The 24,798-nt window shown below is 47.3% G+C and carries 16 protein-coding genes; 5 read left to right on the top strand and 11 right to left on the bottom strand.

Annotation, left to right across the window (positions count from 1 at the left end; translation table 11 throughout):
- From Q0140_RS06780 to sdhA, 4 genes are all read right to left on the bottom strand, one after another.
- A partial coding sequence (locus Q0140_RS06780; RefSeq protein ID WP_297963114.1) for a twin-arginine translocation signal domain-containing protein occupies positions 1 to 352 on the bottom strand: 352 nt, incomplete at its 3' end.
- 385 nt (positions 353 to 737) lie between these two features.
- Positions 738 to 1,595 carry an 8-methylmenaquinol:fumarate reductase membrane anchor subunit gene (gene sdhE, locus Q0140_RS06775; RefSeq protein WP_297963111.1) on the bottom strand — a complete coding sequence of 286 codons (858 nt, stop codon included), beginning with the start codon at positions 1,593 to 1,595 and terminating at the stop codon, positions 738 to 740.
- A 10-nt stretch (positions 1,596 to 1,605) separates the two neighbouring features.
- Positions 1,606 to 2,580 (bottom strand): 8-methylmenaquinol:fumarate reductase iron-sulfur subunit, encoded by a 975-nt coding sequence (sdhB, locus tag Q0140_RS06770; RefSeq protein WP_297963108.1) that lies wholly within the window; start codon positions 2,578 to 2,580, stop codon positions 1,606 to 1,608.
- Complete coding sequence (gene sdhA / locus Q0140_RS06765) at positions 2,577 to 4,457, bottom strand: 8-methylmenaquinol:fumarate reductase flavoprotein subunit (RefSeq protein WP_297963105.1); 1,881 nt, start codon at positions 4,455 to 4,457, stop codon at positions 2,577 to 2,579. Before sdhA ends, sdhB begins: the two co-directional genes overlap by 4 nt.
- Before the next feature lie 156 nt (positions 4,458 to 4,613).
- On the opposite strand from sdhA, the gene Q0140_RS06760 reads away from it, so the two are divergent.
- Positions 4,614 to 5,504 carry a LysR family transcriptional regulator gene (locus Q0140_RS06760; protein WP_297963068.1) on the top strand — a complete coding sequence of 297 codons (891 nt, stop codon included), beginning with the start codon at positions 4,614 to 4,616 and terminating at the stop codon, positions 5,502 to 5,504.
- Between the two features lie 204 nt (positions 5,505 to 5,708).
- Here Q0140_RS06760 and Q0140_RS06755 read toward each other — a convergent pair whose 3' ends face one another.
- Complete coding sequence (locus tag Q0140_RS06755) at positions 5,709 to 7,325, bottom strand: phosphoethanolamine--lipid A transferase (RefSeq protein WP_297963065.1); 1,617 nt, start codon at positions 7,323 to 7,325, stop codon at positions 5,709 to 5,711.
- 207 nt (positions 7,326 to 7,532) lie between these two features.
- Here Q0140_RS06755 and Q0140_RS06750 point away from each other — a divergent pair, with 207 nt between their 5' ends.
- From Q0140_RS06750 to Q0140_RS06735, 4 genes are all read left to right on the top strand, one after another.
- Positions 7,533 to 8,036, top strand: a complete 504-nt coding sequence (locus Q0140_RS06750) for a PepSY domain-containing protein (RefSeq protein WP_297963062.1) — start codon at positions 7,533 to 7,535, stop codon at positions 8,034 to 8,036.
- A 13-nt stretch (positions 8,037 to 8,049) separates the two neighbouring features.
- Positions 8,050 to 8,679, top strand: a complete 630-nt coding sequence (locus Q0140_RS06745) for a hypothetical protein (protein WP_297963059.1) — start codon at positions 8,050 to 8,052, stop codon at positions 8,677 to 8,679.
- A 130-nt stretch (positions 8,680 to 8,809) separates the two neighbouring features.
- Complete coding sequence (locus tag Q0140_RS06740) at positions 8,810 to 9,472, top strand: response regulator transcription factor (protein ID WP_297963057.1); 663 nt, start codon at positions 8,810 to 8,812, stop codon at positions 9,470 to 9,472.
- Positions 9,456 to 11,153 carry a sensor histidine kinase gene (locus Q0140_RS06735; protein ID WP_297963054.1) on the top strand — a complete coding sequence of 566 codons (1,698 nt, stop codon included), beginning with the start codon at positions 9,456 to 9,458 and terminating at the stop codon, positions 11,151 to 11,153. The genes Q0140_RS06740 and Q0140_RS06735 overlap by 17 nt, the downstream gene beginning before the upstream one ends.
- 596 nt (positions 11,154 to 11,749) lie before the next feature.
- Here the strand turns inward: Q0140_RS06735 and Q0140_RS06730 are convergent.
- The 6 genes from Q0140_RS06730 to Q0140_RS06705 all read right to left on the bottom strand — a co-directional run.
- Positions 11,750 to 11,947, bottom strand: a complete 198-nt coding sequence (locus Q0140_RS06730) for a hypothetical protein (protein WP_297963051.1) — start codon at positions 11,945 to 11,947, stop codon at positions 11,750 to 11,752.
- A gap of 65 nt (positions 11,948 to 12,012) precedes the next feature.
- Positions 12,013 to 12,774, bottom strand: coding sequence for an EFR1 family ferrodoxin (locus Q0140_RS06725; RefSeq protein ID WP_297963048.1), 762 nt, complete (start codon positions 12,772 to 12,774; stop codon positions 12,013 to 12,015).
- A gap of 134 nt (positions 12,775 to 12,908) precedes the next feature.
- The gene (locus tag Q0140_RS06720; protein WP_297963045.1) at positions 12,909 to 14,453 is read right to left on the bottom strand and encodes a flavocytochrome c; all 1,545 of its coding nucleotides are present in this window, start codon (positions 14,451 to 14,453) and stop codon (positions 12,909 to 12,911) included.
- Positions 14,454 to 14,911: 458 nt separating this feature from the next.
- Positions 14,912 to 16,462 (bottom strand): flavocytochrome c, encoded by a 1,551-nt coding sequence (locus Q0140_RS06715; protein WP_297963042.1) that lies wholly within the window; start codon positions 16,460 to 16,462, stop codon positions 14,912 to 14,914.
- Positions 16,463 to 16,737: 275 nt separating this feature from the next.
- The gene (locus tag Q0140_RS06710) at positions 16,738 to 21,903 is read right to left on the bottom strand and encodes an alpha-2-macroglobulin family protein (protein ID WP_297963039.1); all 5,166 of its coding nucleotides are present in this window, start codon (positions 21,901 to 21,903) and stop codon (positions 16,738 to 16,740) included.
- A 47-nt stretch (positions 21,904 to 21,950) separates the two neighbouring features.
- Positions 21,951 to 24,798, bottom strand: a 2,848-nt coding sequence (locus tag Q0140_RS06705) for a penicillin-binding transpeptidase domain-containing protein (RefSeq protein ID WP_297963036.1), incomplete at its 5' end; no start/stop codon positions are given.

Below are 24,798 nucleotides of genomic sequence, written 5' to 3'. Positions count from 1 at the left end.
AGCCTGCGGCAGCCATTATCGTCTCGTGGTATTCTAGGCTGATGTAATCAAATATGAGGCTATCGATCGTAGGCGTCTCGGTACGCAGCAAGCTCTCGCTACAGCCTGTGCACTCCGCCATATGAAGCCAGATTACCGGCAAGCGATCCGCAAGCTCCGCAGCTCGTGCCACGCTCGGCGCAAATGCGGCTGGAAGCCCTAGCATCGCGGTCATCGCTCCGCTCCATTTCATAAAATCGCGGCGCGAAAAACCCTTGCTTTTAAGCCTTTCTTGTATGCTTTCCTCCGCTTTTATTCGCGGCAAACGCTCAACGGCATCAAGTCTAGCCGAAATTTGAGCTAAATCAACCATAATGTCCTCCTGAAATTTAGGATATTTTTAAATGGCATTCTATCAAAATTTAGAATTTATGCACCTTAAATTTCGTTAGATTTAATTAAAATTTTATATTTATTCATCGTCTAGCAGGTTTTAAATTTAAAATAAAAGGCGGATTAAAATTTAGCGCGGCGGGCGAAACGTTAAATGACGGCGGAGAAAGCATTAAATTTTACGAAGCGTTAAATTTACGAAGCAATGAAATTTTATCAAGAATTTTATAGCTGCGAAAAGTATTTTATGATAAAGCAGGCGTAGGTCGGATGATTTTGTGCGATACTAGCAGGCGCACTGTTTGTACGCCGCGGCGAAGTATTTTTGCAAAATCATCCGTTAATCTTTAGAAAATTTCCAAAGATCAGCTTACCAATCTCGTTGCATCTTGGATATTGATGTTTAGCCCTAGCTGCTCGTTGCTTAGCCCAAGTGCAAGCCCTACCAGCTGGGATAGGTGGATGATCGGCTTTCTTGCTTTAGAATTCGTCGCTTCTTGGTATCGCTCCTGATAGATATCAAGCTGCATCTGGCATAGCGGACAAGGAGTAACTACGACGTCCGCTCCATGCTCGGCAGCGTCATTTACGATCTCGCTTGACATTTTTGATACCGATTTTACCGCTGGATAGCTAGCGTGAAAGCCGCAGCAATCAAGGCGTTTTTCAAAAGGCACTATCTGAGCGCCAAGTGCGCTAACTACCGCTTCAAAGCTTTTCGGATTGGTAGAGCTCTCCTTTTTAAGCTCGCGCTCCGGTCTTAATGAGTGGCAGCCGTAAAATAGAGCTACTTTTAAGTTTGTTAGCGGTCTCGTGACCTTGGCTTTTAGAGTGTCTAAGCTTTGATATAGCACCCAAAGCAAGCTCGTTATCTCGGTGCTTCCCTGATACTGCATACCGCCCTCTTTTAAAAAGGTATTGATATAGCTTTTGGCTCCCTTATCCAACGCAAGCTTTGCTTTAGTTAGAGTTAGCATACAGGTGGAGCAGGTAGTTAGCAGAGGCATATTCATACCCTCGGCTAGCGCGATGTTTCTGGCATTGGCTACTAAGCTTGCCATAGGATCGACGCATTGAGCTTGACTAGCTCCGCAGCAGCTCCAGCCTTTTATCTCGTGAAGTTTAATACCCAGCACCGGAGCGATCGCTTCAAGTGAAATTTTAGATTCCTTTGCGGCTTGACTTAAAACGCAACCCGGGAAAAATGCAAATTCGTTATTCATCCTCTCCTCCTTATTCTATCTCGCCACTAGCTTGAGCTTTGCGTGCGGCCTCTATCATCTTAACGAGTCCTGCATGTCCTTCAATCTCCTCGCCTCCGAATACGTGCAAAGGATTCATCTTACCCGCAGCCATTAAATTTGCCGCTACGTCCATCTTGCCCATATTGGCAAATACGCCTTCGCTTCTTAAAGCAAGCTTGATCTCGTTTAATCTTCCGCTTCCCTCTACGATGTCTAGCAGGAATGCTTCCGCATGTCCTGGACCGCTTCCTGCGGTAAGTCCTTTTTTCATCGCTAAGGCGCGAAGTGCGGTAATATCGCTTTGAGCGCTTATGCCTTTAGGGCAGCGATCGGCGCACTCTTGGCAGTGTACGCATAGCCATAATCCGTTTAGAACCGCAGGCTTTAGATGAGGCATAGCGTCCCTGCTTCTTGAATCAAATGCGGCACGATTTGCATGGGTAAAAACAAAGGGCTGCATATAATCGCTCGCGTCTGCTTCTAGTTTATTGCATTCGCTAGCGCAGCAGCCGCAAAGTATGCAATCCCACTGCTTTTTTACGCGTTCCATCTGCTCAGGGCTTTGTTTACAGCCCTTTTCGGCGCTAAATTCTTTCTTAGGAGTAATAGTAGGTTTAATCTTTCTTAAATTTTCGATACTAGGTTCCCAATCCACTACTAGATCCGAGATCACTCGAAAATTATTTAGCGGAGAGATCGTAAAGCTATCGGGGTTCTCATACTCTGCAAGCAGAGCCTCCATTTTGGTATCGCAGGCAAGATATGAGTGTCCGTTTACCCTTACGGCACAGGCTCCGCATATCGCCATACGGCACGCTGCGGTAAAATTTAAAGTGATGTCTAAATTTTGCTTTATAAATTGCAAAACTCCAAGCAGGGTCTTTCCTTTTATCTGCTCTAAACTAAGCTCATAGGCTTGCTTATAATTTTTGCTTCCGTCGAAGCGGTCTATGATAAATTTCATTGAGGTTTCCTTCCGTCAAGAGAGAATTCCGTAACGACGACCTCTTTGTAGCCCAAGCTTAGCTCTCCTGTGTCGTTCATCGTCACGATACTGTGCTTTAAGAAATTTTTATCGTCGCGCTTCGGATAGTCCTCTCTGGTATGTGCGCCGCGGCTTTCCAGCCTCTTTTGCGCAGCCAAACACGCACAGCGCGCAAGCAGGATTAAATTTCCAAGCTCGACGTAGTCGGTAAATGCGGTATTCATAACCGGATTTATATCCGCGACGTGCAGCTCGTCGTAGCGCGCTCTGATACTCTCTAAATTTTGCGAAAGCAGATCGAGCTTCTCGCCGGTTCTAAAGATGCCCATATTGTCCCAAAGCTGCGCGCCTAGCTCTTCGCGCAACTCATACATCTCGTTTGCCTTGCCCGAGCCGTTTGCGATCTGCTTAAATTTAGCCTGCCATTTTTGCGCCAGCTCGCTCGCTCTTTTACCCGAGCCGAATCCCTCCTGCTTCGCGGCATAATCCGCTGCGCCTAGTCCTGCGAGCTTGCCCGTTACGACTGCGTCGGTCAAAGAATTTCCGCCCAAGCGGTTTGCGCCGTGGATCGAAATGCAAGACGCTTCGCCCGCGGTGTAAAGCCCCGAAATTTTAGTGCTCATATCGCCGAATTTAGACACTTCGATGCCGCCCATCGAGTAGTGTGCGGTCGGACGAATCGGAATCGGCTCCTCGATTAGATCGATACCCTCAAACAAAATGGCGGTGTGTCTGATCTTAGGAAGGGCTTTTAAAATTTTATCTTTTCCGAGATGTCTTACGTCAAGTAGCACGTATGCGCCTAGCCCCTCGCCGTATCCCCTACCCTCGCGAATCTCGGTTTCGATCGCGCGAGCTACGACATCGCGCGGCGCAAGCTCCATCTTTTCGTGGTAGTTTTTCATAAAGCGCTCGCCTTTGTTATTGAGCAGATATCCGCCCTCGCCGCGCGCAGCTTCGGTAATGAGCGCACCGCCGCTTTTGATACCGGTCGGATGAAACTGCACCATCTCCGGATCGCTAAATCCAAGACCCGCGCGCAGTGCTGCCGCGATACCGTCGCCGGTAGCGATATAAGGCACCGAGGTGCGGTTGTAAAACATCCTCGTATATCCGCCCGTTGCGATTACCAAGGCTTTGCAAAGCACGGGATAAAAATCGCCGGTTTGGATATTTCGAAGCACGACGCCCTCGCATTTGCCGTCAGGAGCGCTGATCTCAAGCAACTCGTGATCGATTAGAAATTTCACGCCGTTGCTGACCGCATCGTCAAAACAGGCGTGCATCAAGATATGACCCGTCTTATCGGCGGAGTAGTTGCATCGTTTTTTAGACGCGCCGCCCATAAAGCGCTGTGCTACGCCGCCAGGGACGCCGCTTTCTTTGCCGTCCACGCCGCCACTGGCGTTTCTGGAAAACAGCGTGCCGATATAATCCATCTCGGCAATCGTAGGGCCTGCAAGCTCGCAAAATTTAATCGCGGCGTCCTGATCTACGAGATATGCGCCGCCCTTTACGGTGTCGTAGGCGTGAAGCTTGTATGAATCGCCGTTTGCGAAGCTCGTAACGCCGTTGATACCGCCTTCCGCCATACAGGTGGCGTTGCGCGAAGGCATCATCTTCGTAGCTACTACGACGCTGAGATTTGGATTACTCTTTCTTACCGCTACGGCTGCACGCAAACCCGCGCCTCCCGAGCCAATAACAAGTACGTCCACACTAGGAAGGCCGCCTTCGTTGCCGCCGTCTGCGCTTTTACTTTTGTCGGTATCCACGCAGCCGCTAAGGCTAAGCGCGCCGACGCTGATACAGGCGGATTTTAAGAAATCGCGTCTGTTGAAATTTGATTCGCTCATTTTCCTCTCCATTTGAGAAATTCTTAGCTTAAGTTTAAAGTTCTAAACTAAAAGCGTAATTTTAGTTTCATTTTTAACATAAGTCAAATATTATTTAGTGTATCATTTCATAAGAATTAAATTATCAATTGGAGAGGCTAAATGAATTTGCATCGCATGGAGCTAGTATTAAAAGTAGCAGAATTCCGTAGCTTTACTAAGGCTGCCGAGGCACTTAAAATCCCGCAGCCGTCGCTATCACAGAGCATTTTATCACTGGAACGTGAGCTTGGAACGCAGCTTTTTAACCGCACGAGTAATCCCATTTCGCTTACGCACGCGGGAAAAATTTATGCTAGTAAAGCCAAAGTCATTTTTGATGCCATAAACGACCTAAAAAACGATATCTCTGAAATAAGCGGCGTAAAAAATGATAAAATTCGCATCGGTTTTTCGCAAAACGGCTATAATCTACTGCCGTCGCTACTGCCGATGTTTTGCAAGAAATTTAAGGATTCGGATCTACAAATCACGCAGTTTTCTTCTGCGCTTAGCATTCGCGAAATGCTACTTCAAGGTGATCTTGATGTCGGTATGCTGATACTGCCCATCGATATGAGCGGGCTTGACGGGGTTAAAATTCTAACGCAAAAAACCTATGTCGCTCTAAGCTCCACCCATCCGCTCTCGCTTGAGTTTAAAAACGAATCTGTTCCCAAAATTGACATTTCGCGCTTAAAAGAGGAAAGATTCATCCTGCCTAATCAAAGCCTAAGAAGCGCCGAGCAGATAGATGCATTTTTTGCCGCCGCAGGCTTTGCGCCGAAAGTGCTGTGTCGTACGGAGACCTTTGATATCGCCAATGCTATCGTCGCAAGCGGCGCAGGAGCGTGCTTTAGCATACCGCAGATGATAAAAGAGGATAAGGTGAGCAGGATAAAGCTCTTTGATGTAGGCGCGCGCGAGCTCGATAATACGCTGATAATCGCCTACAAAAAAGGCAAACGTCTAAACCATCTAGCGCAGGCATTTATCAAAACTGCACGTAAAATTTCTAATGAAATTTAAAATTCATATCTCGCAACGATAAATGAGAGATTGAGATTTTGTAGCACTTTGCCTCTGCATTAGCTTTTGCATAAAAAATTTTAGAGCAGATTTTGCTCAAGTTTAGGTAAAATTTCAAACTAAGCTTAAATTAGAATTTTGCCAATAAAATTTTTTATTGCTAAAATTTCACTCACAATTTACGACGAAATTTAGTGCGAAATTCTAATTTTTCACTCCATTTAAAATATCCAAATCCTTGTTATACACCTTGGTATTTACTTCAAAAATTCCAAGCAGCGTGTGAAAAAGATTATCGTGCGAAAAAGCATCGTCCTTATGCGATTTAAGTACGCTCAGATCGTATCTTTCGCGCATTTTTCCCTCACCTAGCCAAACGATAGCGCCGATATGCTTTTGCGCCTCGGGAGCGAAAAGATAGGGCATGCCGTGCAGATAAACGCCGCCCTCGCCGAGGCTCTCGCCGTGATCGCTCATATAGATCATCGCCGTTTCGTGCGTCTTAGAATACGGTTTTAAAAAATTTATAACCCTACTTAAAAAATAATCCGTGTATAAAATCGCGTTATCGTAGGCATTTGAAATTTCTTGCTGCGAGCAGTTTTCAAGCTCGTTATCGCGGCAAACGGGGCTAAATTTTTCAAATTCTTTCTTATAGCGCTTAAAATACGCAGGCCCGTGATTGCCCATCTGATGCAGCACGATTAATACATCTTTGCCCGCGTTTTCGGCGATAAATTTATCAAGCCCCGCAAGCATCCCCTCATCCCTGCACTCCACATCGCAGATCGGATTATTTTGCGGAATTTTAAAATCCTGATATTTTACGCGCAGCGCCACACCTTTGGAATCGGAATTGTTATCGCGCCATAAAATCGCTACGTCGTTGGTGCGATTTAGCACGTCCAGTACGTTTTGCTCTTCGTTAGCCTTTTCGACGCTAAATTCATCGCGATTTAGCAGCGAAAACATACACGGCACGCTTTGCGCCGTCGAAGTGCCGCAAGAATGGGTATTACTTAGGCTTACGACGCCCTGCTCTTTGGCTAGTAGCGGATTAGTATCTCGCTCGTAGCCGTTTAGCGAAAATCTATCCGCTCTTGCCGCTTCGCCCACGACTACGACGACGAGTTTTTTTGGACTTGTGGAATTTTTATCGATATGCGCGTCCATAGCGATTTGCATCAGAGGCTGCGAGCCCTGCTTTTTAGATTTCGCGGCAAATTTAACGCCGCTGTAGATCCAATATCCGGGATTTGCGTAGCTGCGTAAAATTTTATGCTCTCTGAAAAACGACGCGTAGTATTTGCTAAATCCAAAAAGCAGCGCCGCGATGATTATTATGCAAATGCCCGCTACTTTGAGCTTAGCTAAAATTTCAAATTTAAGCGGACGGTAGCTAACGCGCGAGCGAGCAATCAGCACGCAGGGCAAGACGCCCAGCACCAGCGCGTAAATCGCTAGTCTCGGGCTAAAAAGATCCGCTGACTCGGCAAAGTTTGTCTGGGCTGCGTTACGGATCATCTCCGAATCGATTACGACGTTATAGCTATCCATGAAATACGCCGTAAACGACGAAATAAAAAAGCATATCATCAAAATCGGCTTGGTTGTATAACGCGAGCTAAAAATCGTAAAAAATAGTGTCAAAAAAGCGATCAAAGCTGCCGCGTCGCAGACAAGATAGATAAAATTTAGCCCCGAAATTCCGTAGGCATTTATGATATTTTTAAAAAACGAGAAGTTAAAAAACGCCACAAAAGCAAGCGAGCTTAGAAAAATAAGCTTCTGCTGCGACGGATTTTTGAAAAAGCTAGGCACGAAGCGTTCCTTGAGATAAAATTTCAAGTTGAAATTTTACGGCGTTTTGGTAAATGCTCGGAAATTCCGCGCTTTGTATCTCACAAATCGCAGCAAAATTTTTGTGAAATTTTAAAATTCCGCGCGTATTCATCTTAGCTTCATCTTGGAATTTTAAAATTGCACCATCCAAAATAAAATTTGGAAATAAAATCAAAAGGATTAAAGATGAAAAATCTTAAAGCTTTAGGCGCGCTCGCCGCTACATGCGCCCTTGTAGGCGCATTAAACGCAGGAAACTTTAGCGAAAAAGATGCTAAAGTTTCATTCGATCAAGCGATAGGGATCGCACAGCAAAACTTTGGTGACGCGACTATAAAAAGCGTAGAAATCGACGATGAGCACGGAAGGCTCGTCTATGAGATAGAGTCGCATAAAGAAGGTAGCGAAAACGAGATCAAAATCGACGCTCAAAGCGGCGAAATTTTAAAGACTCAAACGCAAAAGAAGCTAAAGCCTAGTAAAATTGATTATTCGCAGGTCAAAATCAGTGCCGCAGATGCTCGCGCCAAAGCACTTAGCGTAAACGCCGGCTGGGATTTTCGCGAGGTTGATTTAAAAAGTAACGGCGGTAAGCCTGCATACGAAGTCAAACTGCGCCAAGGCATGAGCAAAAAAGAGGTGCTAATCGACGCCGCTACGGGCGAGCAGATCTTGCAGCGTCAAAAATAAGCAAAGGCGTGAGATGAAAAATCAAAGCTTAAAGGGTGGAGCAGATAACTCCGCCCAAACTAGTGAGGCTTTGGACGCTAGGGATTTTAGCATAAACGAAAACGCTGACTATGGCGCCCAAAATGCAGACGCAGCTAAAAATTTAGATGAAAATACGCAAGATTTTTCGGTAAATTTAGCAAGCAAAATAAGCGAGCGGAATCTCGCGTCCTGCGAGCAAAATTCTAAAGATTTTTCCAGCGTGGAATGTCGCGAAAATCGAAAGAATTCTTCGGATGCGAAAGATTGTAAGGACGAGCGGGACTCTTCGCAGACGCAAGACTTATCAAGTGCACGAAATTTCGCTAGCGAGCAAAATTTCGCCGATACGCAAAATTTTTCAGATACAAGTAATTTCGCAAGCGCGCGAGATTCTGCCAGCGCAGCAAGCTGCGCGGAGGTTTGTAATTCTTGCAAGCCAGTGCTTTGCAGCCGCTGCAAACGCGAAATCGCTAAGCAAAATTTCAAGCTTGGCTGCGTAGGATTTGGGCTTTTTGCGCTAAATATCGCAGCAGGCGCGCTAAATTTTTTAGGGCGGTTAGGAAGCGTAGCGGATAAAAAGGCAAGCGAGATTAGAGCTAGACAAAAGGCATCTGCGAATTAGCGCGGCCCCAATGCTACTGAAATTTAGTGGTGCATAAAGCGAGCAGGTTTACACATCCAAGGCGCCGCAAAATTTATACGTTTTTGGCTAAAATGGCGGATTAGAATTAGCAAAATTTTAAAGGAGCACTTTGAGAATTTTACTTGTCGAGGATGAAAAAGATCTAAATCAAATCATCGCAAAATGTCTGAAAAAGGACGGCTACAGCGTAGATTGCGCCTTTTGCGGCAAGGAAGCGCTAGAGTTTTTGGATGTCGCGAAATATGACGCTATCGTGCTTGATGCGATGATGCCCGTGATGGACGGCTTTGAGTTTTTGAAGGCGGCGCGGGCGCGCGGACTGGGCACGCCGGTTTTATTTTTAACTGCGCGGGACGCCAAAGAAGATATCGTCGCAGGGCTTGATCTGGGCGCAGACGATTATATGGTTAAGCCCTTTGATTTTCGTGAGCTTTTGGCGCGACTTCGCGCAATTATCAGGCGTAAAAACGCTACTGCGGATAACGAAATTATCATAAGGCAAGTGCGCCTAAATCTAAGTAAAAAATCGGTCGTCTGCGCGGGCGAGGTAGTGGAGCTAACGGGTAAGGAATATAGAATTTTAGAGCTTTTAATGCTAAATCGCGGTGCGATTTTAAGCCGCGAACAAATCGGCGAGAGCATTTGGGATTTTAGTGACGAAGCAAGCTCTAACGTCATAGATGTTTTAATCAAAAATATCCGCAAAAAGCTAGGCGAGCACGGCGATATAATAGAAACGAAGCGAGGGCTTGGCTATGTCGTGGCAAAATAGCAAGATTTTGATTAAAATTTCGGCGATTGCGAAGCAGATTTTTGCCGCTACGGCGCTTTTCATATTAAAATTCGTGCGAAATTTTAAACAGAATTTTACGCATAATTTTGCGTGTTTAAAGAAAAGCCGCAAGAAAAATCCCTCGCAAAATATTGAGTTAAACCGGGCGTCAAATTTTAAACGGAATTCCACGCAAAATCCGGCATCAAATTCCGCGCCGAATTTTGCTGCTACAAGCGCAACGCCTGATCTAGCGCAAAATTCTAATAGCGTTCTCGCGCAAAGTCAAGAACAAAATTTCGCGTCTAAAATCTCGATAAGAAATTTTACTCAAGCCTTAGTCCTTGCATTCTCAACTGCTAAAGAGAATTTTATCTCGCGCGCGCTACCTATCAGCCTACGCGTGACGCTTTATTACAGCGTATTTATTTTGGCGCTTGCAGGCGCTATTATCGGCATTTGCGGCTATATTTTAGACGAAGTATCAGGAAGCTCCGTCAGCCAAAAAAAGCTTGCCCACCTAGTGCAAAAAGCCGCGCGCGAAAATAAGCTAAAAAGCTTTGATGACGGTGTATTTTTCTACGAACATGACGGACAAGGCGGCGTGATCGCAGGGTTTGTGCCTAAAGGCTTCGAGCCTGCGATGCCGCTCTCGCCTCAAGGCGCGCGCGAGGTGGAGCTTGATGACGACGAGTTTTTCTATTACGACGCGCAGATCAAAGGACGCAGCGCATGGATACGCGGCGTCATCGCAGTTAGCGAGTTTGAGCTTGCGATGAAGCGCGTGATGCTGATCGCTCTTATCCTATCGCCGCTATTTGTGGTGCTCGTCATCTACGGCGGCTACGCGATCATAAAAAGAGCGTTTAAGCCCGTGCGCGCTATGTCGAGTACAGCTAGCGAGATCGGAGCTAGCGGCGATTTTACGCGGCGAATAGAACTACCGCGAGGCAAAGATGAGCTAAGCGCGCTCGCAGCTACGTTTAATGAAATGCTAGCATCACTGCAAAGCGCGTTTGAGCGCGAGCGGCAGCTAAGCGCCGACCTTTCGCATGAGCTGCGTACGCCCGATGCCGTCATACTGGCTCAAAGCGACTACGCCCTAGCCTACGAGCAAGACGCGAGCGAGGCGAAGGAGAGTCTCGTCGTCATCAACAATCAAGCGCGTAAAATTTCGGCGCTAATAGAGCAAATTTTAGAGCTTGCCCGCTTACAGCGCGGCGTGTGTTTGGCACCCGTAAGCTTAAGCAGAATCGCAAGCGAGTGCGCGCAAGACTTTCAACTTTTGTGCGCACAAAAAGGGCTAAGCTTTAGCTCGCAGATAGCCGAGGAAGTGCGCGTAAACGGCGATGAGCTGCTTTTGATCAGGCTGATTAACAATCTTTTAAGCAATGCTTTAAAATTTACGCGCAGCAGCGTCGTTTTAGAGCTTTGCGTGAGCGCAGACGCGTGCGAACTTAGCATAAGCGACGATGGAGAGGGCATAGAGCCTGCTTTGCAAACTAAAATTTGGGACAAGCTCTATCAAATCGAGCGCTCCAGAAATCGCGAGCAAAATAGTGGCGCAGGGCTCGGGCTAGCCATCGCCTCACAAATCGCAAAAATCCATGGCGCGCAGATTTCACTACGTAGCAAAGTAGGACGCGGAAGCAAATTTAGCGTAAAGTTTAAGAAGGTTTAGGCGGTTTTGTGGGCTTGGTGGCATAAAGAAATGCTGGGCGGCGAAATTCTTAAAATTTTATCGCCTATTGTTGCTTAAAATTTAACGACTATAGCCGTATATAGGGGCGATGGTGTAATTTTAAAATTAGGCCGGCGTCGCCAATAATATCGGATGATTTTTGCGATAGTCGTGCGCTTTTAAATTTAAATGGGCCAAATTTTAAAATTTAGTTTTACCGCGAAATTCCGCGGCGAATTAATAAGGCAAGGCGCAGCATTTTATCCTTGGGCGAAGTGATAAGGCAAGCGCTTTAGAGCTTAAGTGGGCCGGCGCGGGTAATTTAAGAATTTTGAGGTATGCGGCAAAATAAGCCTTCGCTGAAATTTCACGGCGCAGTATTGCAGAATAAACCTTTGCTAAAATTCTAAGACGCCACATTCGGCTCTAGAGAATTTAAATTTAGGAGTATCTAGCGACCAAATAAAATTTAAATACGGAGCAAAAAAGACGGACTGAGATTTAAGGCCGCCTACATAAGCGAAATTTTATCTTTTTGCCTGCTTCGTCCTCGTAGCTTACGGCGATATAATCAAAGCCGTTTGCCTTACCTCGTCCTATGAGGCAGCCCCGCCGTTTATTAATATGACCCTACCGCGCTCGTCGGTCTCGTATCCGTAGCGGGTGCTGTAGCCAAATTTTACGCGGATCTTGCACAGCGGTAGGTTAAATTTCACGAGCTCGCGGCGAGTTACTTTTTTCTGCGCCATATTCGTTGTAAGACATCGCGCTTTAGCCGTGCGCAGTGCTATCAAAAAGTAAAATTTCCTCGCCCGTTGTTACGCATTTTATTGCGAACTTGCGAGGCATGAGCTCGTCCTCATAAGTCTGCGGCGATGGACTTTTCTAAATTTTTCGCCCTGCCTAGGATCGTAATCGCCTTGTGCTCGCATATATTTACGCACCTGTAGCAAAGCGTGCACTCATCGCCGAATTGCGCCTTTTTGCAAGCGAGCTTTATGTTACGCATCGGGCAGAGTTTGACGCAAGCCCCGCAGCCGCTGCATCGCGATGGATCGAGGCTCGGCTTGCGCTTAGCAAAGGGGCTTTTATCCCAAATTTTCATCCAAAGCCGCTGTCCTAAAAACCCTGCGATACGACAAAGCGCGCTCAGCCCCTCTTGCGGCGGACGGCCTGCGATAAGCGCCTCCGCAACGCGTCTGACTTTAGCGTCCGCCTCTTTGATTATGCGCTCGTTTTTCGCTTGCGAGTAGCCAAAAATCGCCACATCGAGGATAAACGCGGGCATTTTGATATGAGCGCCGCCCGTTATGTTTGCGCCGAATTGTTTTAAAACTCTAGCCGCGCACCCTGCCCCGTCGCCGCTGAAAATCTCCATCGTAGCGAGGATGAATACGTTTTTGCCGCTAAAGCTCGCGCCGTTTTGGTAGAGGAAGTCGCGCACGATACGCGGTAGGTCGCTAAAATAGACGGGATATGCCAAAATGACGTCATTGTGGTGCTTTAAAAGCTCATTGCAAGCCTTGCTCTCGATCGAGACGCAAACGCCGCCAAGATGAGCGATGAGCCTATCCACGCAGTGCTTCGTGTTGCCCGTGGCGCTAAAATAGATCGCTATCATGCCCGCCCCCAAACTATGCGAATTTCGGTGAAATTTAACCCTTATCGAACGAATAGAATTTTACGTTTCTTTTGCATAAAATTTTAAAATTTAGACGCGACAGCGAAATTTAAATATGCCGTCGCACCCTAAATTCAGATATTTTCTGCCGCCACCATGCCAAAAACCATACAATCAGCCATGCTCATAGTACCGAGCCTACTTGCGCCGTGAACGCCACCGGTGATTTCGCCCGCTGCATATAGCCCTGCGATCGGCTCGCCGCTAGCCGCGTCAATAACCTGGGCTTTGGTATTGATCTGCACGCCGCCCATGCAGTAAAGAATTTTCGGGCTTGTTTGGCACGCATAAAATGGAGCTTTTGATACGTCGATACCGCCTACGTCGGCTTTTGTCAAAGGCTTGCCAAACTCCGGGTCGCTTCCTGCTTTGACATAGCCGTTAAAATCCGCGACGGTTTTTAAAAACGGCTCCAGCGGAATTTTATAAAATTTCGCAAGCTCTTCCAAGGTATTAAATTTTTTGATTGAGCCTGCTTCTACACCTTTTGACGTATAGACCGGATTATTTGCATCAACTGCGGCTTGATCGCAGATATTTACGGGATAGTTGTCGTTATTTTCGCTCTCCGCCATGCATTTAAAGATCGCTTCGGTTTTGATCTTGCGCCCGGCGTGCTCGTTCATAAAGCGTTTACCCGTCTTTGGATCGACAGTTAGACCATAGTCGTTAGCGCAGTGATTTGAAAATAACGCAGAAGTACCAAATCCCTTCTCGCTAGGATTAGTATAAGGATTTAGTTGAATCCAGCTGAGTTGCAAAGGATTCGCACCTAGCTTCATCGCCGCGATAAGCGCACCTGCGGTAGCGCCTGGTTGGCTTACGGTTTCGATATTGTCTTTTAGATACGGCACCTGCTGCGCGCGAAACCATTTATCTGAGCTGTATCCACCCGCAGCCAGAACGACGCCATCTTTGGCTTTAAAAAATTTTACTTCGCCACTTTTGTTTTCCCTATCGTCGCTAGCAAGCTGGGGATCGAACTTATATTCTTCGCGACACTTTACGCCTACGACACGGCCGCTGTCATCTACGACAAAATCATCAAATTTAGTACGCTTCTTGATTACAGCATTTGCATTTTCCTCGATTGCCTTATGCATCGGCTGGATGTAGCCCGAGCCGCTGGCGTTTTTGGCCTGTACGGCGCGCTTTAGCGAGTGTCCGCTAGCAGATATCACCTTGCCCGAAAACTCCACTCCGATGCTTTTTAGGTATTCAAAAGTATCGCCTGCACGGTCGTAGATGACGCCTAGCAAATCTACGTGATTTAAATTTAGCCCGTCTTTTAGGCAATCTGCGATGAAAGCCTCTTTGCTATCCGTGATGCCCGCAGCTTTTTGGAATTCGTTATTTGGCACCGCCATATTGCCGGCGTTAATGACGGAATTGCCGCCCGCACGGCCCATCTTTTCGATCATAAGCACTTTTTTGCCGCGCTTAAGAGCCTGAAGTGTCGCCATCGAGCCCGCAAAACCGCTACCGATAACAACAACATCGTATTCTTCGTCAAATTTTACGTCTTTGGCGTTTTGCGTTGCACTCGCACTGCTTGCAGCTAAAGCCAGAGCTCCCGCCGCGCCGATTTTCATAAAATTTCGTCTTGAAATTTCTTGCATTTTTTGCTCCTTGCGTTGAAATTTTATAGATTATACACCCACGTAGCGAAATTTAAAATTTAACGTAAAGACTTAGTGATAGAATTTTAAAAATTTAGAAAAGAAAATTTTAAAAGCGCAAATTTAAAGCGAATAAATTCCGCTCCGCTAGCCGAAATTTAGGCGTAAATTTTAAAATTTACGGCGCACGGATTTGCTCGCCGCCTGTGCGAAATTTTGCCGCCGCTATAAAATTTTAAAGTGTGTGGTATTCAAATTTAAAACTCGCGCCGCAGAATTTTAAGCGCTTTAAATTTTAAAACGCTTTGAAATGTTGCGGCACGCTTTGCGGCTCTATCTTGAAATTTTAAAAACTCGCACAGTATTTCAGCGCAAAGCATGTATGGCTACTTCGCGCCGAAATTTAATAAAGCGTGCGTTGACAACCGCTTCGCGCCGAAATTTCGCGGGCGCTAAATTTAAGCCCCGATTGTTTCGCCCGCGATCATTCCAAAAACCATACAATCAAGGATCGCGTAGGTTCCGAGCCTACTTGCGCCGTGCACGCCGCCGGTTACTTCGCCCGCAGCCCAAAGCCCCGGGATCGGCTCGTGAGTAAGGCTCGAGATGACCTGAGCTTTGGTGTTGATCTCGAGTCCGCCCATCGTGTGGTGCACCTTCGGCATCGTGCGGCTTGCGTAAAACGGCGGTTTGGAAACGTCGATGCCGTCCAGCTTATCGACCACTTTGCCAAATTCTGGGTCTTTGCCCGCTTTGACGTAAGAGTTATAATCCGCGACAGTCTTTAAAAACGGCTCCAGCGGCAGATTGTAAGCCTTCGCAAGCTCCTCTAGCGTGTCAAATTTCTTCACGACGCCCGCTTCCAGCGGCCTTGATGTATAGACCGGGTTACGCGCGGCGACGGCTTGAGAGTCGCAGATATTTACCGGATAGTTGTCGTTTTTCTCGCTCTCGCCGATAACCTTAAAGCAGGCGTCCGCCTTGATCTTGCGTCCTGCATGCTCGTCCATAAAGCGTTTGCCGGTCTTTGGATCGACGGTCAGACCGTAGGTGTTGCAGCAGTGGTTGGTAAAATTTACTGCAGCGCCGAAGCCCTTTTCGTCGGGCGAACAATATGGAAGGAACTGAATCCACGACGTTAGAAGGGTAAAAGCGCCGATTCTATTTGCCGCAAGCATCGCTCCTGCCGAGCTTCCAGGATGGTTGGTGCTGTCTATGCTAGGCACTACGCGCGGATCTTGGATCTGGCGGTACCATAGATCGCGTCCGTATCCGCCCGAGGCTAGCAAAACGCCGTCTTTGGCTTTGTAACTCTTTTTCTCGCCGCTTTTATTTTCCAGATCGTCGCTAAAGAGTTTCGGATCAAATTTATACTCCTCGCGCGCTTCTACGCCTACGACGCGGCCTCTGTCGTCCACGATAAAATCGTCAAATTTCGTGCGGGTCTTGATCGTGACGTTAGGATCGTTTTGAAGCTTGTTCATCATCGGTTGGATGTAGCCCGAGCCCGAGCCGTTGGTTGATTGCAAGCTTCTTGCGACGCTGTGGCCGCTTTCAAAGATCAACTTATCGCTAAACTCCGCTCCGCAGCTAGTTAAAAGATCCACCGCATCGTTGCTGCGATCAAACATCACGCCTAAAAGATCGGTGTGATTGAGCCCGAGCCCGTCTTTTACGGCATCGGCGATAAAAAGTTCCTTGCTATCCTTGATGCCCTGCGCTACTTGAAATTTATTCATCGGAGCAGCCATATTTCCGCCGTTGATGACGGAATTTCCGCCCGCGCGACCCATCTTTTCAAGCACTAGCACCTTTTTGCCGCGTCCGCTGGCTTTAATCGCCGCGGCAAGCCCCGCAAAACCGGTGCCGATGATGACGATGTCGTATTCCTCGTCGAATTTGACGTCCTTGGCATTTTGTGCCGCGCACGCGCTACTAGATCCCAGCGCAAGTGCCCCCGCACCCACTGCGCTAATCTTTAAAAAACTACGTCTTGATACGTCTTGCATTTGCAACTCCTTTAATTAAAAGTGTATATTTAAAAGAAATGATAACTCGAATTTAAAGGTAAGTCAAATAGAATAACGTTATAAATAGATAGTAAAAAGCTATGAAATAATATAGGCATTGATATAAAATTTTGAAATTCGGCGGGCGAGCGGAATTGAAATTTTAAAATTTTATCAGGCGCTCGTTTGCAAAATGCTTGTGAACGCAAAAGCGCACTCGGCGCGAAAATTGTAATTAATGCAAAATCCGCGCCGAGCTTTAAAGCCGCTACGCCTTAGCGAGCGACTTTAAATTTAAGCGTTTGCAGATCGTAGTTATTTACCTGCTCGTATTGCATATCCTCGATGGAGATCGCAGGAAGCGCGCACGAGCCCGACATAATCACGTTTATCGGAGTATAGATAACGCCGCTGCTATTCTCTCCATCTCGCGGATCATAATAGAAATAGCCGCTTTTTGGGAAGCGAAGTACTCGGTCGTACAGATACTCCGTATGCTCGATCGCTACGCTATCTACAAAGCCCTCCGGGCGAGCCTGTGCGGCCGAGCCTAGGCGCTCATTGACCGCCTCAAAGCAGCTAGGCATCGCCTCGTCGATTGCGAAATTATACAGATAATGATTCGCTCGCCAGCTGATCTTAGAGTAAATTTTCTGCCCTACTTTGAGTTTGTTTAGATCGACGATGTTGCCGTGAGCATCGAGAAACTCGCGATAAATTTCAACCTTCTTATCTCGGTCGTTATCAAACGGTCTATTTATGCTAAGCGGGCTATGTTTGACCGCAGCGCTTTCATATCCAAATCCCAGCACCGTAAAAAACAGCTCGCCGTTGCCACTCATCGGCGTAAATTCTATCGAGCCGTCTTTAATCGCGAGTTTGGTATCCAGCGGCGAATTGAAATTTTTCGTCTCGCCGTCGTATTTCAAAGCAAAGTTAATATCTTTTTTCGCATCTTTAAAATACGCATCAAATCCGCGTATGACGCTCGCTCGCTCCTGCGTATTGTCTGCATCTTTTAGGTTTCGTACGAGCGCGATAGCCGCCTTGCTTGTGCTATCGTCTTTGATACCTGCCTTGCCGAATGCGTAGAGCTTAAAGGCGGCGTCTCTTATGTCGCTAGCAAACGTCAAGCCCGCCCCGTCTTCGGCGTAGTCATAATCCATTTGGTTTATTTTTTCACGCATAAAGTTAAACTCGGTCGTCATATTGTGCTTTTTAAGTATCGCAGCCATAGCGATGCGAGCCATCGGCGAGTTGTCATAAAGGCCGTTGTCGTAAATGAAATTTATCTCATCGTCATCCAGCTTGCCGTATTGATCTAGCACGAAATCCGCGTATATTCGAAGCGTCGCTTGATCTTCGTAGTCTGATTTTAAGGCGCTAAATATCAGCGATCTTTGCTTGTTGCTAAGGAATTTATAGCGCGCGTCAAGCTCTAGTAAAACGTCGCTTGCGTAAATCGAAGCGTAGTAATTAGTAACGCCGTGAGCACTCCAGTAGCCGAAACTGCCGCTAGGTTTGAGGCGAGATAGAATTCTACTTGCATACTCGTTTACGCGGTTGGTTAAGGTTTTATTGGAGTCTTTGCGTGCGACATAATCAACCGCTACCATCTTTGAAGTAAGCTGCTCGGTGCAACCGTAAGGATAGAGATATAGCTCGTCCGCTAGGCTAAAAGCATTAGGCGTAGCGCTGATGTGAGTATAAATTTCTTTATAGCTCGGATCGATTTTGAGCGTTACCGGCTTATCGCCGTAGCTTACGTGAAATAGCTTCGAGCGCGGGAACTGGCTGATTATGTCAAATTCTACATCGTTGCTAAATTTCTGCCCGTTTGCGTCAAGATCAAATTTAATGTTCGCATCCGCAATATCAAGCGCGCTTGCGGTGAAGTTCGTATGCTTGACCTCAAGCGGTTTAAGTGTGAAATTTGCCTCACCGCCGCTTATAGCAACCGAAGGAGATGAGCTGATTTTCAAGACCGCCTTTTGCTCCTTATCGGTGGTGTTGATGAGCGTTAGCGGCACGGAAATTTCATCGCCGCGTACCATGTAGGTTAGATCAGCGGGCTTTATGATCACGTCGTCTCGAACCTTAGCTTCGACGTTTGCCGAGCCGATCGTAGCCGCCTCTCCGATAGCCATGGCACTTAGTCGAATCGTGGAGTTGAAATTTTTCGGCATCGCAAGCTCAAATTTCACCTCGCCGTTCGCGTCCGCTTTTGCGATTAGCATTTTGATAAATTTTTTCTGCTTTTTGTTTTCGACCGGGCTTAAATTTCGTTTAGCTTTCGCCATCACGCCGTCGCCGCCGAAGCTTAGCTCTTTAGCAGTAGTTTGATACACGCTAAGATCATCGTAAATGTCAAAGTACCGCAGCGCAAAATACGCGCTAACGTCAAACGCCTTAAATGCATCAAGCTCCTCTTGTGAGACGATATCTAAAATTCCAAGATCGACTGCATAGAGTATGACTTTTGAATTTGGCTCGCTTTTTACGCTGATCTGCGCATTTTGCCCGTTTTTGTAGCTTTTCTCGGCTAGGATTTGCACGCCAGCCTTGTGCGAGCTCGCATCTAGCGCCACCGGCACGTTTGCATAGGCTCTAAGCGGCATTGCAGCGGGTGTCGCGGCGCGCGCGATTACAGCGTTGATGTGTCCTCCGACGAAATTCTCCGGCACACTAAGCTCAAATTCCGCGCTACCGCCTTTTATGGATAGAATTTTATAGTCGTAAACCTGCTCTCCTACGAGCGAGATATTTAGCACGCCGCTTTCTACCGGCGAATTGATGACGCCTTTAATTTTATCTCCGGCTTTAACCTTGTCGCTTGCGAGCTTGATTTTAGCGCTTTGAACATCTTTAGCGTTTACCCGTCCATAATATCCCCAGCCGCTTACGTCCACGCGCACGCCAGCACTTGCGCCGCTTGAGTAATCGTTTGCGACGATTAGATAATTGCCGCCGTTTTGGAATTTGTACTCAAACTCGCGCGCATCGGTGCTAACGGCGCTTACGAGATTAAAGCTTTCTTGCTCGACGTATCTGTTGCCGTCATAAACGTAAGTAAAATCGTCGCGGTAAATTTCAACGTCGATCTTGCCTTTGACGTCGGTTTTAGTTTTGGAATCTAGTAGTGCAAAGCCGAATTTTACGCTATCGCCGCTTGATATGAAATCCTTGCTCGCGCGAATTCCTATGATACGATCATAAGGCAGATAGCTCAGGCTGCGATACGCGCTTACGTTTTTGCCCTCCTCGGTTACGCTGAAATTTAGTAGAATATTTATGGCGTTAGAGACATTTAGATCAGCTGCTGCCGGCGAGAGTGCAAGCTCTTTTTTACCAGCGGAGCTTAGTGTAAATTCCGCCCTGCGAAGCTGCGTAGCGCCCTTTTTCTTTAAGCGATCGTTTAGAAACGAAAAGCCCTCGTAGCCTTTAATTTTTAGCTCTTTTTCATAGGCGTTTGCTTCCAGCGAGCCTTTCAAATCTCCAGCCGGCGCGCCTGCAAGATAGTTTGAGCTTAGCTTTAAAGTTATGATCTCATCTGCGCCGTATTCATCTTTGGCAGTGAGAATTTCATTTTTAATGCGGTTTGGGACGAAATTTTCTACGCTGAAGTTTTTAGAAGCGATGATTTTATCCTCATAGATGAGATCCAGGCGGTAAGTGCCGCTTTTCTCGCCCATCAGCTCGTCTATTTTAACGCTGCCGAACTCATCGGTGTTTTGCGCGCGCGTGATGACCACAGTGCCGCTAGGATCGTAAATTTTAAATTTAATCGGCGTATTTTTTAAAGAGCTAAAATCGCGATTTTTCATCACGATCGTGCCTAAAAGCCGCTCATTCGGGCTTATCAGCTCGCTTGCGAGATAAACGAACGGACGCTTTGCAGTAATCGTTTTCTCTACGCTTGCTACGGCGTTATTAAACAGCACGAACGCATGCTCATCGCCTTTGCTAATCTCGATAGAGCGCGGATTTTTGGCTAGAATTTCCATATTTTCTAATCTTAAAATTCCATCTCCGTCCGTTTTATCCTCCGCGATTAGCTCGTTTTTATCACTGTAAATTTTAACCTTCGCTCTACTTAGCTCCTCGCCATTACTAAGCCTAGAAGTATAAATTAGCGCACCGCGCTCAAGCAGCACCACTTGAGCCGTAATGTCGCTAAGATAGGCTACGCGCGAAACCTCTTGCATCTTTTCGCCCACTTTGTAAAACGCCGTGATTTTATAAATTCCATCCTCATAGCCTTTAAAATCCATCGCGATTTTATGCTCCGCAACGGCGTTTTTAGCGCCTCCTATATCAAAGCTCTTAACCGCGATCTCGCTAGCTAACCCACCTACACTATCTTCGTTGCTTTCAAAGTTTAAAAAATACCTAAAATTTTGCTCAGGGACTTTGGCAATCGAAATTTTAACCTCATTTACGTTTGAGCTTTTAAATGCCAACGAAGCGGATTTCGGGATAAAATTTTTCTCGTCGCTAAAGGCTACGAAAGGCAGCCTGTCGCCCATTTTTACGCTCTGCTTGATCTCGTCACGCAAAATATATGAGCTATCTCCGAAGCCCTTTAGCAGCCTAATCTCGTAGCTTTTATTCGGCATAAACTCGTCGCTTACTATATCTGCATAGTAGTAGCATGAAGGATCGTCGCTTTCGCCGCCCTCCTCATCTTCGTCGTAATAATAATATCGCGGCTGAGTGAGGCTAAATTTACTCACGCCTGCGATTCTTACGTATTTGGCGGACAGCTCGTCCATATAGTTAGGAAAACACACTCTAGCTGCGAGCGAGCCGTCTTTTAGAGCCGCAGGGCGGATCTGCACGCCGCTTAAATTTGAAGCGTTAATGCTGTCGTTAAAAGGCTCCTCGTCCGTGCGCAGCTCCACCGGATTTTGCAGCTTTGCGCCCGCTTTTGAGGTGAGGGATTCTATTTGCAATACGACGTTTTGCGCCTTAGGATCGAAGCTAAATAAAAAATTCCTATCATCGTGCGAGCTAAGCTCGTAGGATATGTCGTTTTGGGCTAAATTCTGCGCGCGGTAAATTCTAGTCGCTTGCTGTAGCGCGTCCTTGCTAACCGCATCGTTAAATTTAATTGCCACTAACCCCGGACGCAGAAGCGCGATATGCTCGGTGCTAAAAGGCTCTGTCTCAAACTCAAAGCGCACCCCGCGCGCCTCGCACGAATAATTAACCCCGGCGCTAAGCATCGGCTTAGGATAGAGCCTGATTGAGCTCTCGCTCACGCTTTCGTAGGTGCCCGTGATTTTGGGAGTGCATTTTAAGATCTGCTTTTGCGTGACACTAAATCCACTGCCGTCCACCCCGCTAATCTCGTAAGCCCCGCTAGCGTATTTGATCTCTACGCCCGCGGCAAAGCTAGCCAAAGCGCAAAATAGCGCTGCGCTTAGTAGTTTTGTCTTCATAAAATTCCTTTGCAAAAATTTTACGAAATTATATACAAATTAACCTTTTATTTTCTTTCATTTACTCTAAAATTTGCTTTAGCGAAATTTGCATTTTCGTCCAAGCAGCCAAGCTCGAAATCCCCTGCTCCAAGACTTAGCGTAAAAGCCTCGCCGTTAGTGCGCGCAAAATATTCTCCCGTTTTAACTTTAGAATTTATAGGCGCTAAGCTTTGTGTGGTGAAATCGCGTGCCACAAAATTTTGCTGCGAGGAATTTTGATCCGCGAAATTTTTCGCTGTGAAATTTTGAGCTCCCGAATTTTGCTCTGTAGAATTTTGCAAGATAGAATTTTGCGACGCCAAATTCTGTGTGGCTGGATTTTCAGCTATAAAATTCCATCCCGCAGAATTTTTCTTCGTAAGATTTTGTGATTTTAAATTCTGTGGCGCTAAATTTTGTCGCATAGAATTTTGTGCTGTAAAATTTTGCTTTAAATTATCTTGCTGCGCCGTGCTAGAATGCTTGGAATCCAAATCCGTGGAATTCTCCCCTGCAAACGCGGTGGAATTTAGCGCTATAAACTCCCGTGAACCGCCGTTTAGCCTGATATATACCCGCTCGCCGAAAACCGCCGTGCACTGCACCTTTAGCCGCAGCGTGCCGTCCGCGCCGGTCTCGTAGGTTTTGGCGTTAATGTCGTTTAGCACGGGCTTTACGGCGGCAAATTTAGCCGTACACCTTCCTTCGCGCACCTTTTGCGGATCGACTAGGCCGTGTTTTAGCAGATAAAAAAGCTCGCTCGTGCCGTAAATTTCGCACTCCTCGTTGGGCTCAACTCCATCGATCGTAAGATCCTCGGCGCTTTGAGCGCACTCCTTTTCGCGGTACGCGTCAGTGCATACTCGCCGAAAGCTCACGCCCGCGGGACGCGCAAACTCCGCCTCGCCCAGCATGCCCGATTTATCGAGGAAGGCAAACATATTAAACGCCACTTTTGCAGCACTCACGCCGCCGCTAAGATCCCTAGTCTTGGAGCCGTCGAAATTTCCCAGCCAGACGCCGAGAGTAAATTTCGGCGTGAGCGCGACGGTATAGAGATCACGTGCATCGGCACTCGTGCCCGTTTTAAACATCAGCGGCGGCGCGTTTAGGGTATTTTGCCACACCGAGCCGAGGTAGGAGCGCGGCGCGTTTCTTAGCATCTGCGTTACGATGTAGGCGCTCTGCGGGGTTAAAATTTTAGCATCGTCGCCGATCTTTACGCCCGCTATTTCGAGCTTTCGTAGCTTTCCGCCGTTTGCAAACGCGCTGTAAAGGCGAGCAAGATCCATTAGGCTCATCGAAATGCTGCCCAGCGCGATACCTGCGCCGTAATAATCCTTGCTAAACTCCGCCAGATGCACATTTGATAGCATTTCATACAGCCCGTCGTCACCCAGCATCAAATTTAGCTTTACCGCAGGGATGTTTAGGCTCAGACTTAGCGCGTCGGTCGCACTCACCGCGCCCAAAAAGCCCTGATTGTAGTTGCGAGGAACGTAGCCCGCGAAGGTTATCGGCGCGTCGATCAGCTTCTTTGAAGGGGTGATGAGCCCGTGCTCAAGGGCCTTGGCGTAGATGAAGGGTTTGAGCGTCGAGCCTACGTTTTTTTGCGAGCGCACGCCGTCGTTTTGCCCCTCATTAGCGCTAAAATCGTGGCTGCCGACGTAGGCGATCACGCTCATACTTTCGTTGTCGATCAGCACCGCAGCGCCGTTTCTAACGCCCTTATCGCGCAGGGCGAGGATCTCGCTTCTCAAAAAGCCCTCAAGCGCGATCTGGGTTTTAAGATCCAAGCTCGAATAAATTTTACCCTCGTTTAGACGCGCAAGCTCCTGCTCTAGCGCAGTTTGCTCTTTAGACTGCGCGCCCCCTTTAGAGTTTGCGGATTTTTCCTGCGTTTTGGCGTTCGGATAGGAATTTATCTGCGCTTGGGCGGCTAAAGCGAAATTTTGCGGCACCTTGGCGTTGGGGGCGGAATTTGCCTGCGATTCGGCGCTTGCAGCAGAAGACGTCTGCATTTTAGCGTCTGAAGTAGAATCTGTCTGAGCATTAGCGTTCGACGAAGCGAAACCCGTCTGCATACTAACATCCGAAGCGGAATTTGTCTGCGAAATAAAATTTACACGCGACCGCTCGCCAGAGTTTGCATCTGCGCTAAAATTTTGCGGCGAATGCGCCGTATCTTGCCGATTGTTTAAATTTAGCTTTTGCGAATTTTGCGGGTCTTGGTACGGATGTGCAGCACCGGTGACATTCTGCCGCTTGTTTAAATTCATATCCGCATTCGGATTTTGCGGCGAATACTCGGTTTGTCGTTTATTTGAATTTGCATCTGCGCTAAAATTCTGCGGCGAATACGCAGCATCTTGCCGCTCGTTTAAATTTAAGCTCGTTCGTTCGCTTAAATTTGAACTCTCCGGCGCATCTGTTTTAAAATCCGCCTCTTTGGAATTCATTTCTTTCGAATCCGCTCCCACCTGCGCACTCACGGAGCCGGATAGATTCGGCGCGGCTCTTGTCGTATCCGTAAAGCTTAATTCTGCACTCGCCGCGCCCGAAAAATTTGACTCTACCGCCGCGGCTCTGCGTGCAGCCGAGCTTGCTTGCCCTGTCGTCGCGCCGGGCGTGCCGCCCTGCTCTAAATTTTGAGTGAAATTTACGTCATCTTTGGCGGTAAAATTCTGCATTTTATAATTGTTAAACGCTAACAGCGCGTAATGCGGCGCATAATTGGGCGCTGCGTAGCGTCTGGGCGAGAAGGGCTCTGCGATGGCGCGTTCATACTCGCTCTGCGAGATCACGCCGCCCTCTCGCAACTGCGAAATTAGGCGGTTTTTAAGCGCGTTGATGTTTGATCTGCGGTCTAGGCGG

This window comes from uncultured Campylobacter sp., from assembly GCF_938045405.1.
In the GTDB taxonomy this organism is placed as follows: Bacteria; Campylobacterota; Campylobacteria; order Campylobacterales; family Campylobacteraceae; genus Campylobacter_B.
Note: the sequence above shows the minus strand (reverse complement) of the source record. Positions and strands in the feature narration are given on the sequence as shown.